The organism is Bradyrhizobium sp. USDA 4506 (assembly GCF_054058795.1).
On record NZ_JBSSBM010000002.1, the window covers coordinates 267810 to 280771 of the forward strand.

Annotated in this window: 10 protein-coding genes; 8 read left to right on the forward strand and 2 right to left on the reverse strand. The window is 58.8% G+C overall.

What is annotated here, in order from left to right:
- Positions 1-425: 425 nt before the first annotated feature.
- Both nodD2 and nodD1 read right to left on the reverse strand, forming a co-directional pair.
- Positions 426-1421, reverse strand: coding sequence for a transcriptional regulator NodD2 (gene nodD2, locus ACVIHF_RS03725; protein ID WP_456791675.1), 996 nt, complete (start codon positions 1419-1421; stop codon positions 426-428).
- A gap of 619 nt (positions 1422-2040) precedes the next feature.
- Entirely contained in the window at positions 2041-2985 is a 945-nt protein-coding gene (nodD1, locus tag ACVIHF_RS03730) for a transcriptional regulator NodD1 (RefSeq protein ID WP_456791676.1), read from the reverse strand.
- 859 nt (positions 2986-3844) lie between these two features.
- Here nodD1 and ACVIHF_RS03735 point away from each other — a divergent pair.
- From ACVIHF_RS03735 to ACVIHF_RS03770, 8 genes are all read left to right on the forward strand, one after another.
- Entirely contained in the window at positions 3845-4477 is a 633-nt protein-coding gene (locus tag ACVIHF_RS03735; RefSeq protein WP_456781556.1) for a NodA family N-acyltransferase, read from the forward strand.
- Positions 4474-5133 carry a chitooligosaccharide deacetylase NodB gene (gene nodB, locus ACVIHF_RS03740; RefSeq protein WP_456791677.1) on the forward strand — a complete coding sequence of 220 codons (660 nt, stop codon included), beginning with the start codon at positions 4474-4476 and terminating at the stop codon, positions 5131-5133. The genes ACVIHF_RS03735 and nodB overlap by 4 nt, the downstream gene beginning before the upstream one ends.
- Before the next feature lie 17 nt (positions 5134-5150).
- A complete protein-coding gene (gene nodC / locus ACVIHF_RS03745; RefSeq protein ID WP_456791678.1) occupies positions 5151-6527 on the forward strand; it encodes a chitooligosaccharide synthase NodC in 1377 nt (458 codons plus the stop codon).
- A gap of 51 nt (positions 6528-6578) precedes the next feature.
- The gene (gene nodS / locus ACVIHF_RS03750) at positions 6579-7169 is read left to right on the forward strand and encodes a nodulation methyltransferase NodS (RefSeq protein WP_456791679.1); all 591 of its coding nucleotides are present in this window, start codon (positions 6579-6581) and stop codon (positions 7167-7169) included.
- Between the two features lie 13 nt (positions 7170-7182).
- Complete coding sequence (gene nodU / locus ACVIHF_RS03755; RefSeq protein WP_456791680.1) at positions 7183-8892, forward strand: nodulation protein NodU; 1710 nt, start codon at positions 7183-7185, stop codon at positions 8890-8892.
- Between the two features lies 1 nt (position 8893).
- Positions 8894-9814: a nodulation factor ABC transporter ATP-binding protein NodI gene (nodI, locus tag ACVIHF_RS03760; protein ID WP_310880976.1), complete on the forward strand. Its 921-nt coding sequence runs from the start codon at positions 8894-8896 to the stop codon at positions 9812-9814.
- A 2-nt stretch (positions 9815-9816) separates the two neighbouring features.
- Complete coding sequence (locus tag ACVIHF_RS03765) at positions 9817-10608, forward strand: ABC transporter permease (protein ID WP_310880975.1); 792 nt, start codon at positions 9817-9819, stop codon at positions 10606-10608.
- A gap of 278 nt (positions 10609-10886) precedes the next feature.
- Entirely contained in the window at positions 10887-12914 is a 2028-nt protein-coding gene (locus ACVIHF_RS03770; protein ID WP_456791681.1) for a carbamoyltransferase family protein, read from the forward strand.
- The last annotated feature ends 48 nt before the right edge of the window (positions 12915-12962 follow it).

Consider the following 12962-nt stretch of genomic DNA (forward strand, 5'->3'; position numbering starts at 1 on the left):
ATCGCACGAGCGATTCCCGCTATCTGCGTAAATCAATCGCTGCGCTGGCTGTGCGTCATGTGAAGCTCAGCGGAAGCGAATCGGATCCGGGCATTAGGAGTACTACTGGCTCTGAGGGTAGACGGCGAGCCCCGAGCTGATCTTAGTCATGTATATGAGGCCGCTAGGCGAGGCTCCGCTTGCAACGCAAGGGCCTGGCTTGAGCGTCCAGTGCGTGGTGTTCCGTCTCTGATGCGTGATCAACTAAGGCAACGCAGCAGGCGGCGTGAGCCGCCGCCGTCATGTGCGGCGTGGTACCAATATGGGAGTCTCGCAACGGCGTCATGATGGCCGACCGGGCAGCAAGACTGCGGGACGTTCATAAGCAAAGAACGAGTTTAAGCAGGAGCAGCTGTCGAGACATGCAGCCGGATACAAGTTCGTCCTTACGATAGCCGCGAGGCAGGTCCCGCCAAGCTTGCTTCAGTCTCCGGCTGCTCCAAAGCGCAGATCATGGAGTGCTCGTCAGGAGCAGATGTCATGCGACCCGCCTCCTGCACCAATATCTCTCGCATCCAGATGCTTTCCGGATCGCTGTTGTGAAGGGAAGGCCATTGGACCGCCTCGGTGAAGGTAGGGAATGGCTGCGGAAGCTCGGCAATCCGAAGGGGCACCGTCCTTTCGAAATGCTTAACCAGCCTTAATGGCATCGTCCCTACGCGGCTCGTGCCCACCAGCATGGGCGGAATCATGCCGTAGCTCTGCACGAGAACGTCGACGCGTCGGTTGAGGCCGCGATCGAGCAAAAAAGACTCCTCGATGGGAGGCTGACGCGCAACTCCGAGCTTAACCGCAACGTGGCCCATCGACATATATTGATCAAATGTAAGCCGCCGCCGTAGCCGGCCGTTCGTGCCGCAGCCTACGCACACGAGCCTTTCCTCAAATAGGGCTATCCGCGGGTGCGCGCTGGACATGAACAGTTCCGGGAGAATAACAAAATCGACCTCGCCGCGCCGGAGAAGCTCATCGTGCTCATCGGCGAGCGCCACCAGTTCGAAGCTGACGGCCGGTGCTTCTCGTGCGACACGCTCGACGACGTGTCGGAAGAACACGACCGTTATGAAATCAGAAAGGCCGATCCTGAATCGTCGATTCGATTGTCCCGGGTCGAACGCATCCCGCGCGATAATGGAGAGTTGGATGTGCATCAGAGCCTCGCGAACGGGAGCCGCCAGTCCCTCTGCGCGTGAGGTTGGGACAAGTTCCCGGCCTCTCATTGCAAACAGCTCATCGCGGAAATAGGAGCGCAGCCGGGCAACGGCCGCGCTCATGGCTGGTTGACTGAGGTTAATCTTGCGCGCTGCTGCGGAAAGGCTGCGCTCAGCCATTAGAGCATCAAGGGCGACGAGAAGATTCAGATCCAGGCCTTTGAAACGCATATCTAATTATCCGACGCGATCATCTTCACGGTGCATACAATGTTCGGCAGCGGCTGCTTCTGAAGCGGTATCATCGGCTCGCCCGAATCAACTCTGTTCCTGCCGTGTGATCGCGAAATGTAGCTCGCGGATCACCGCAGAATGGCGAGCAGGGCGACGACCTACGGCTGGACCCGTGGGGAGCGCCAACCCTAGCGAACTCGTCAATTCCGACAACACTCGCAACTCAACCTGGTCAAATTGCCGCCGGCAGACCAGCGTAGGTGCCTATCCCGTCATAGCCACGAGTTCGCCCAATTCGCCCCATCGACGTCCGCCAGCGCAGCGTTGGGAGGCAAACTACAACCTGACGCAGTGTCGGGTTCAAGCGATTTAATTGGGTTCGCTAAACCATCGTACTCGAAAACGCGCGTCCTTCGATGCTGCCGGACCTTGCTTGCAGGACAAGGCACTAAACCGCACTTTGCGAGATCATTGCGGCCACGAGCTGATAAGCCCTCGCAGTCCATCGCCGGATCGCGCGCGCATTGCAGCGTGGCCGCACGGGAGTTAAAATGAGGAAGCCGGCCAAGCCGTCGAATGATTGATTAGGATATTTTGCATCTGCGGGGGCGTGAATCTAGCCGCGCCTGCGCGTTGGGGGCTCCCGATGTTCAGATGCTATGTTGGATGCTTCCTCCAACAATATCCGCCGCATCCAAATGCTCGCCGGATCGGTGTTGTGGAACGCGGGCCACTGCACGGCCTCGGTGAAAGTGGGCAGGGGAAGCGGTGGCTCCACAATCCGCAGGGGCATCCGCTTTTCTAAGTGTCTGGCGAGACGTAAGGGCATTGTCCCTATCCGGCTCGTGTCCAGCAATATGGGCGGTATCAGACTAAAGCCTTGCACAACGACCTCGATGCGTCTTTTCAAGCCGTGCTCGAGCAAAAACCATTCCTCGAGATTGGGCCTCAGCGCCCGTCCGAACTTGGCCGTAACATGCCCCATAGAATTGTATTTCTCGAATGTAAGTGGTCTCAATAGCTGCTTGTTCGTGCGGCATCCCACGCATACGAGAGTCTCGTCGAATAGCGTCGCTTTAGGATGCGCACTCGACATGAACAATTCCGGTAGAATGAGAAAATCGACTTCGCCGCGGCGGAGGAGCTCACTAGGCTCATCGGAAAATGGCAGCAGTTCGAACCGCACCGCAGGTGCCTCCTGTGCGATACGATCGACAATTCTCCGAAAAAATACGATTGTCATGAAATCGGAGAGAATGACCCTGAAGCGTCGGCTCGACTGAGCCGGGTCGAACGCGTCCCGAGAAATGATCGAAAGTTGGATGTGCAGCAGGGCCTCGCGTACCGGACCCGCAAGCGCCTCCGCGCCGGGTGTCAGGACGAGCTCGCGACCTCTCATCGTAAACAATTCATCGCGAAAGTAGCTGCGCAGCCGCGCGATCGCAGCGCTCATAGCGGGCTGGCTCAGGTTTATTTTGCGCGCAGCCGCTGTGAGATTGCGTTCCGTCATCAGAGCGTCGAGCGCAACGAGAAGGTTTAGATCTAGTCCCTTGAACCGCATGTTGTGAGTCTATCCATCGTGTGGATGTGTTCTATCGAAACAATCGATTTTACCAAATTGCGGAATGTTGGATAGCAAACATCAGTTTGGAAAATGAATTAGGCATACCACGATGGCTGCTGGTCGTACGCGGGCTCCGAGAAAGACTCCTGGACGTGCAAGCACCCGCCGAATCAGTTTGGGAAACGGATATCGCTGCCGCATGCGAATTGCGCCTCTTCCCGGTGCGCCGAGCGCGCGATGTGACGCTAGGAAGGCCCCGATAAACCTTCGTATGTGTGTGCCAACCCTTTCCATATCGGCGGTTTACCCGCGTACACTTGAGAGCGTGCTCAGCCTCACCTTAGTGTCGCGACCAAGCGGCGTGCGCAGATTGCGGATGCCAAATATCTCCGGCGACTGGCCAAATGGCGCGCCCGTTCATCGCAGTTATCGCAATTCAAGGCGCGTCGAAGATGCATAGAACCGAAGTTGATCTGGTGCCAGTCGGGTGTGTCCTCGATGAGCTCTCACGCATCGATGGCCTGCCCCGCGATGCGACAGCGCCGATCTTGATCTTGGACGAGGCGAAGCGCCTTCATGCCGCAGACAGGCTCCGGGCAATCCAATCGCTTCGTTGGGACGTCCGGGCATGTTTCGACCATGGCATTGGCCGGAAAGATGCGCGCGAGGTGCGAGATCGTCTTGCCGCCAACGAGGCCGCCATTCCGATTCGGTCTGCTCTCGCGCGGTCTGCGAGGAGAGCCGAGCGCGGATGCCGCATGCCAGCGCATTTCAGATTGATCACCGGTTCGGCAAATAGCGAGTTGCTTACGTGACCATCTCCGCTCTCACGCCGACTGGCGCAGGGAAGTACGCCATGAATATTGCCGTGTCGCGGTCTGCGGAAGAGCCTTCCGCGCGCACTCAAGTCCAGTGGAGCCTTCGCTGGGAAAACGAGCTGCAGCTCGCCGATCATGCCGAGCTTGCCGACTTCTTCCGTAACAGCTACGGGCCGACCGGTGCGTTCAATGCGCAGCCATTCGAAGGTAATCGAAGTTGGGCCGGTGCACGGCCTGAACTCCGCGCAATCGGTTACGACGCACGCGGCGTCGCTGCGCACATCGGCCTACTACGCCGCTTCATCAAGATTGATGGCGTCGATCTTCTCGTGGCCGAACTCGGACTATATGCCGTGCGTCCGGATCTCGAGGGACTTGGAATCAGCCACTCGATGCGCGTGATGTATCCTGCGCTGCAGCAGCTTGGGGTGCCGTTCGGCTTTGGCACGGTCCGGCCCGCGCTTGAGAAGCATCTCACCAGGCTAGTCGGAAGGCAGGGGTTGGCAACCCTGATGTCTGGCGTTCGCGTCCGCTCCACCCAGCCGGATGTCTACCCCAATTTGTCGCCGATCCGCATCGAAGACGTCCTCGTGGTGGTGTTCCCCCTTGAACGCCCAATAGGCGAGTGGCCTGCCGGAACGATTATCGATCGGAACGGGCCCGAGCTGTGAACGAATTCATCCCCCTGTCCGCGGTGCGGCGCAACTATGGTGACGTCAGCGGAACTCGCTCGGTCTACTTGACCTTCGATGATGGGCCAAACCCCTTCTGCACGCCGGACGTCCTCGATGTGCTGACGCAACATCGGGTGCCTGCGACGTTCTTCGTTATCGGCACCTACGTGGCCAATCAACCTGAACTCATTCGACGAATGGTCGCCGAAGGGCACGAGGTTGCAAACCACACGATGACCCATCCCGACTTGTCCAGATGCGAACCAGCAGAGGTACACGATGAGGTGCTAACGGCGAGCAGGGCGATACGTTCGGCTTGCCCGCAGGCGTTGCCCAGGCACATGCGGGCACCCTACGGCATATGGACCCAAGACGTGCTTGCTACGTCAGCCAAGGCTGGTCTCGCAGCCGTGCACTGGTCGGTCGATCCGAGAGATTGGGCGCGCCCTGGGGTTGATCGCATCGTGAGCTCAGTGCTGGCGGCTATTCGACCGGGCGCAATTGTGCTCCTGCACGACGGATATCCTCCGGGCGAGGAGGGATCGTGCACGGATGCCACTTCGCGCGATCAGACGGTGAGGGCGCTGTCATATCTGATTCCGGCACTCCAACGGCGCGGGTTCGAAATCCATCCGCTTCCTCAACTTCACTGAACAAAACTGGCACCCCCATGGACCTGCTCGCTACAACCAGCGCCGTCGCCGTTTCGTCTTATGCGCTGCTCTCGACCATCTACAAGAGCGCGCAAGCGCTTTACGCTCGGCCGGCCAGCCCCGCACCGCTGCGGGACGACCCCGGACAAGCCGAAGTGGCTCTACCCAGCGTAGATGTCATTGTACCCTCTTTCAACGAGGACCCAAACACACTCGCTGAATGCCTCGCGTCGATTGCAAACCAAGACTACGCTGGAAAGCTGCAGGTCCATGTGGTCGACGACGGATCCGCAAATCGCGATCTCGTGGGGCCCGTGCACAAAATCTATGCGAACGATCCGAGGTTTCGCATCATTTTGCTGGCCAAGAACGTCGGAAAGCGCAAGGCGCAGATTGCTGCGATACGCAGCTCTTCCGGCGATCTGGTCCTCAACGTCGACTCGGATACGATACTTGCCGCTGACGTGGTCACGAAGCTTGTATTGAAGATGCAGCACGCCGACGTCGGCGCGGCCATGGGGCAGTTGATAGCGAGCAATCGCAACGAGACCTGGCTGACCAAGCTGATCGACATGGAATACTGGTTAGCCTGCAACGAGGAGCGCGCGGCGCAGGCTCGCTTTGGTGCGGTGATGTGCTGCTGTGGTCCATGTGCCATGTATCGTCGCTCTGCGCTCGCCTTGCTGCTTGATCAATACGAAACGCAATTCTTCCGTGGAAAGCCAAGTGATTTCGGCGAGGATCGTCATCTAACGATCCTCATGCTCAAGGCGGGGTTTCGAACCGAGTATGTCCCCGACGCGATCGCGGCAACAGTGGTACCTGACAGTCTGGGGCCATATCTGCGACAGCAACTTCGCTGGGCACGCAGTACTTTTCGGGACACATTTCTTGCGTTGCGCCTGCTGCCCGAGCTCGATGGCTATCTCACGCTAGACGTTGTCGGACAGAATCTCGGCCCCTTGCTTCTCGCCTTGTCATCATTGGCTGCGCTCGCACAGTTCGTCATCGGCGGGTCGATCGCCTGGTGGACGTTGCTGACGATTGCGGCAATGACGATGGTGCGGTGCAGTGTGGCAGCGTTCCGTGCTCGCGATGTGCGGTTTCTCGGCTTCTCGCTCCACACGCCCATCAACGTCTTTCTCTTGCTGCCGCTAAAAGCCTATGCGCTTTGCACATTGAGCAATAGCGATTGGCTGTCGCGCAAAGTCGTCAATGTGACAACCGAAGGAGAAACGAAGGCTGTCATCCCACACGCGACCACCGGGATAAGCTCTGCAAGAAGTGGGGTGAGTTCTGGCGCAATTCGTAAGCCCGGGCTTTCGCACCGTCCATCGAGCTTGCCCGCGACCGAGCGTGTTTGCGGTCGCGATCGATCGACCGCTTACAAATAGGCTGCATGACCCGTGACACCGGACAAGACCTACCAGCTATTGGAGCGCGAGTTGGCCGTCGACGACCCATGGCGTCTCGACAGCAACTCGTTCGAGCAGGGGCGATACGCGCAAATGCTCCGGCTCTCGCGCTGCAACGGAGATATTGCGCATGCCCTCGAAGTCGGATGTGCCGCCGGCGCATTCACCGAAATGCTGGCGCCTCACTGCCAACGGGTCACCGTGGTCGATGTCATGCCGCAGGCGATTGAGCGAGCGCGCCAACGGACGAAGAGATGGACACATATCACGTGGATAACCTGCGACATTCAACAGTTCTCGACCGCCGAGCAGTTCGATCTGATCGTCGTAGCTGAGGTTCTCTACTACCTCAAGGACGTCGCCCAGATGCACGCAGCCATACGCAACTTGGTGAGTATGCTTGCACCCAAAGGCGCTCTGGTTTTCGGATCTGCGCGTGAGGCCGCGTGTCGACGCTGGGGTCATGCTGCTGGTGCTGAAACGGTGATTGCCCTCTTCAATGAGAGTTTATCCGAAGTCGAGCGTCTGCATTGCCACACTGAGTCGGTCAACGAAGACTGCTTGCTCGTCCTGTTCCGGCAGCCGACCAACTCGTCAGAACAAACAAAGTTAGATCATTAGGCCAGGGGGTCGTATGCGCATCTGCGGTATCAAGTTAACACACGACGGGGCAATTGCTGTGGTCGAGGACGGGCAGCTCGTCTTCTGCACCGAGCAGGAAAAGCGCGGCAATAATCCACGCTATCAATCCGTCGATAACCTTGATGCAGTTGTGCTCGCATTGGCTGAGCATGGCCTGGATCCACGCGACATTGATCAATTCGTCATTGACGGCTGGGATGGGGAGATTGAGTCGCAGTTCCAGGTTCTCAGTGGGGCGGTGCCGATTGCGCTGAAAGGGGCGCCATATGTGGAGCGCCATGCTGAAGGCCTTCTTGATGCCGTCGATGGCTATGGCCTGATCCTCGGCGGCAAGGTGTTTCCCTATAAGAGTTACCCGCACGTCACGGGTCACGTCGCCTCAGCATATAGCACCAGCCCCTTTGCCAGTGCCGGAAAACCCGCGTTCTGTCTGGTTTGGGATGGCTGCATTTTCCCACGTCTTTACTATGTCGAACCTCGGGGCGCGCGGCTCATTGCCTGCCTGTTTCCGATGATCGGTCATGCCTATGCGGCTGCGGGCCTTCATTTCGGGCCTTATAGGCAGCCGAACCGCACCAATTGGGACTTGGGCATCGCCGGAAAGCTGATGGCTTATATCGCACTTGGCTCTGTCGACGAAGCTATCGTGTCAGTGTTTCAGGAGCTTTACGAAAAGCGCTTCGCGGGGGATACGGAGCAGGCGCGTCGCTACCGCGCGGACATCAACAATGCGGAAGCGTCACTTGCAGCTGTGCACGAGTTTTTCGAGGCGAGCGCACTGCGCCTGACGGCCAAGCGAGCGGAGGACGTCCTAGCGTCGTTTCATGTGTTCCTGGAACGTCTTCTTGTTCGGGAAATCGCGATGGTACTGTTACGGCACTCGTCGCTTCCGGGCGCGAGAAACCTATGTGTGGCCGGGGGGTGCGGGCTCAATATCAAGTGGAACAGTGCGCTTCGCGCGGCGGGATTGTTCGATGAGGTCTGGGTGCCGCCATTCCCAAATGACAGCGGCTCGGCAATTGGCGCTGCTTGCAGCGGAAGGGCGGCGCAAAATGGGTTCGGGCCATTGGGATGGTCAGTCTACAGTGGTCCGGCGCTGCAGGCCAGCGAGAAGCCGTCAGAATGGGAGGCTGCGCCATGCACTCTCCGCGAGCTCGCGGCCATCCTCGCCGACAACAAGCCCGTAATCTTCCTTTCGGGACGCGCCGAGCTTGGGCCGCGGGCGTTGGGCGGTAGAAGCATTCTTGCAGCAGCGACCTCGCCGGCAATGAAGGATCATCTCAACGACATCAAGCGCCGTGAGCATTTCCGGCCGGTGGCGCCGATTTGCCTGGAGGATCGGGCGCCAGACATCTTCGAGCCCGGGACGCCGGATCCTTATATGCTGTTCGATCACCAGACTCGTGCGGAGTGGCGCGATAAGGTCCCCGCTGTCGTCCACCTGGATGGCTCTGCGCGGTTGCAGACAGTTGCCCGCAACTCTCCGCACAAAATCGCGGAGCTGCTGGTCGAGTTTGAGCAGCTCACGGGCATTCCGCTGCTTTGCAATACGAGCGCCAACCTTCATGGGCGAGGATTCTTCCCGAATGCTGCCGCCGCCTGCCAATGGGGACGCGTGGAGCACGTGTGGTGCGACGGACTGCTGTGGACCAAAGCGGCCGTAACGAAGCCTACGTCGACTGAACGACTTCTGTCGGCCTAGTATGAACATGTCCAGCGCAGCAATCGACCTTGCCGGCGTAAGAAAGTCGTTTGGCGATAAGATCATCGTCGACGAGTTGTCGTTCTCGGTTGCGCGCGGAGAATGCTTCGGCCTGCTCGGGCCGAATGGCGCCGGCAAGAGCACGATCGCGCGTATGCTCCTCGGGATGATCTCGCCGGACGCAGGCAAGATTTCAGTCCTCAATGAGCCCGTGCCTGCACGCGCTCGTGTCGCGCGTGTGCGCATTGGAGTAGTGCCGCAGTTCGATAACCTTGAACTCCAGTTCACCGTACGAGAGAACCTGCTGGTGTTTGGCCGCTACTTCGGCATGAGCGCTCGGAAGATCGATGCTGTCGTACCCGCGTTGCTGGAGTTTGCGCGTCTCGAAAGCAAGAAGGACGTACGCGTCGCCGAGCTGTCGGGGGGCATGAAACGGCGACTGACGCTGGCGCGTGCCCTGATCAATGATCCGCATCTGCTCGTAATGGACGAGCCCACAACCGGTCTGGATCCGCACGCGCGCCACCTAATCTGGGAGCGCCTGCGCGTTCTGCTTGCGCGTGGCAAGACGATCCTCTTGACCACTCACTTCATGGAAGAGGCCGAACGCTTATGCGATCGGCTGTGCGTGCTCGAGAGTGGACGCAAGATCGCCGAAGGCAAGCCGGACGCCTTAATCGACGAGCATATCGGATGCAACGTGATCGAGATCTACGGCAGTGATCCACATGAGCTCAGTGAGTTGATCAGGCCTTATGCGCGGCACATCGAAGTGAGTGGAGAGACGCTCTTTTGTTATGCGCTGAATCCGGAGCAGGTACGTGTGCAACTGCGCGGGCGAGCGGGTCTTCGGATTCTGCAGCGGCCGCCGAATCTCGAGGACGTGTTTTTGCGGCTGACCGGACGCGAGATGGAGAAATGAGGATGGGTGAAAGTTATGCGGCGCTGATGCCCGCTAACGCGTACAACTGGATCGCGGTATGGCGTCGAAACTTCCTGGCGTGGAGGAAAGCCGCACTTGCATCGGTTCTCGGCAACCTGGCAGATCCCATAACCAACCTGTTTGGCCTTGGCTTTGGCCTCGGGCTAATCGTGGGCCGCGTTGAGGGGACTTCGTATATCGCGTTTCTGGCAGCGGGCATGGTCGCGACCAGCGCCATGACGTCCGCTACCTTCGAAACCTTGTATGCCGCCTTTGCTCGGATGGATGCCAAGCGCACCTGGGAAGCAATCCTGTCCACACAGCTCACGCTTGGCGATATCGTTCTAGGCGAATTGGTGTGGGCGGCCAGTAAGTCCGTTCTAGCCGGAGCTGCGATTGGAATTGTCGCTGCAGCGCTGGGTTATGCATCCTGGCTGTCGATTTTGTATGCAATGCCGACGGTCGCCCTAACCGGCCTTGTCTTCGCAAGTCTGGCGATGGTCGTCATATCGCTTGCGCCAAGTTACGACTACTTCGTGTTTTACCAGACGCTCATCCTGACACCCATGGTGTTTCTGTGTGGCGCGGTCTTTCCGATGAGCCAACTGCCGAGCTCATTTCAGCACTTCGCCGGCTTGTTGCCGCTCGCGCATTCGGTTGACCTCATTCGCCCAGCGATGCTTGAGCGCGCGGTCAGCGTCAGCGCTGCCTTCCACGTTAGTGCGCTTTGCATGTACGCGATATTGCCGTTCTTCGCGTCGACGGCATTGCTTCGGCGTCGCCTGCTGCGTTGACGAATTGTGCCAAGCGCTCCGAACCGGTCGAGGCGCGAGCTGCGATCAGGACTGCAATGATTTTGGAAGGACTTGATCAAGCCGGGTGTACTGCTGCCGCTTTGGTCGATGGGTGCGGGACGCCCAGTACCTCAACGGGTTGAGCCGCTGGGCGTCGGGACGAATTTCGCAGAAGCCTTGGTTGTGCTGCCTGGCGCGCGGTCGAGGTCGCGTGACAGTACAGACGAGTTAGTTGGAACCGCTGGTGGTCTTCCTGCCGTGATCAAATGGAGAATGAGATGTTGTGTCTGGGAGTGAGTGGCGGTCTGGACAGAATCTATGAAAGCTCGCCCGAGCTGCCCAATACATTTCTGCACGATGGCGCTGCGGTTCTGGTGCGGGATGGCCGTGTGATTGCTGCCGTCGAAGAGGAGCGCCTCAATCGCGTCAAGCACTCGAACAAGTTCCCAAGCAATTCGATCCGGTACTGCCTTTCAACTGCAGGAGTCGAGCTTGGCGAGATCGACCGCATCGCGTTCTACGCGACTGAAACCTACTGCAATACCATGCTCGAGCGGCTGTTCGTTTCTCAGTCCGTTCCGTTGGACGCCAAACTGTTGCTACGGCAGCTGCTGGCACGGGAGTTCGGCGCCGAGGTCGATGCGTCGCGCGTGTCCTTCGTAAATCACCATGAAGCACATGCGGCGAGCGCGTTTGCGATGTCTGGATTTGACCAAAGTCTGATCTTTGCGGTCGACGGCGGCGGAGATTTTCTCTCAGGTATGCTGGCGGTGGGGACCGGCACTGAAATCACTCAGCTCGCAAGCTTCCCAGAACATAACTCTCTGGGGCTGTTCTATCTCGAGACGATCCGTTATCTCGGCTACGGGCTGTTCGATGAGTACAAAGTGATGGGGCTTGCCCCCTATGGTGACCCTGCTCTCTATCGCGAGCTCTTCGCGCAGTTTTACGAATTGTTGGACAATGGTGGCTATCGTGTCCACCTGGATCGAATCGGTCCCGCCTTGATCCGCAGCATGCAGGTCCGGCGAAAAGGAACGCCATTCACGCAGCAGCATCGAGATGTCAGCGCTTCGCTGCAGGAAGCGCTCGAGCGGATCGTCTTTCACATCCTGCGGTACCATCGCGAAGCGACGGGCATGAAGCGTTTGTGCCTGGCGGGAGGAGTAGCCCACAATTGCACGGTGAACGGTAAGCTGCTCTATTCCGGGCTTTTCGACGACATCTTCGTCCAACCCGCGGCGCACGACGCCGGTTGCGCACTCGGCGCTGCATTGATGATGTCAAACGAGCTGGGCCGGCCTGCGCCGCGCGAGCGATTGGCGGACGTCTATTGGGGGCCCGATCTCGGGACCGAGCAAGCGGTAGAACAGGAGCTCAATGCATGGTCCGGCCACCTCGATATCCAACGCAGTGATGATATCGCAGCCAGTGCGGCCGACTGGATGGCAAATGGCGCTGTGATCGGTTGGGTTCAGGGCCGTTCTGAGTTCGGGCCACGTGCGCTTGGCAATCGTAGCATTCTCGCCGACCCGCGGCCAGCGGAAAACAAGAACCGGATCAACGCGATGGTCAAAAAGCGTGAGGGCTATCGTCCGTTTGCGCCATCAGTGCTGGAGGAGGATGCAGGTGAGTTCTTTGAGCTCCCAGGCGGCAAGCGGGAGTTTCCCTTTATGAACTTCGTGGTTCGTGTGCGTGAAGCCCACCATAGCGTGCTCGGTGCGGTCACGCACGTCGATGGGACTGCTCGGCTGCAAACGGTCTCGCGCAACACAAACCCTGCCTATTGGGATGTCATTAATGCATTCAAGAAGCGAACCGGCGTTCCGGTTCTTCTAAACACGTCCTTTAACAACAATGCCGAGCCAATCGTGGATTCCGTTTCAGACGCCATCGTCACGTTTTTGACGACTGATCTGGACGGACTTGTGGTTGGGCCATTCCTCGTGAAGAAGCGGGCGGCAGCGCTGCAGGATTGGCGTACACTGAGCGTTTCATTGCCTCCGTACGCATCCCTTCATCGTATTCGCTCCCACACAGCGGAAGATCGTCAGGAAACGGTCTGCGAGATCCGTATGGGACATTCGGATCGCGACAGCATGCGTATCTCGCATGAGCTCTTCGACCTGCTGATGCGGATTGAGGGGGAGGCGTCGCTGGGCTGGCTTCTTGACACAACTATGCTGGACCAGCCCAAGCGTGAAGATCTCATGAAGGAACTGCGGCTCGTGTGGGAGCAGCGCAGCGTTCGGCTGCATCCGCGGCGCGCTGCTTGCGTCCGCAGTAAAGCGCAAGACAAAGCATAACCGGCGATTTTGGTATGGCCATGGCTATGCCTCCACGGACAGGAGGCC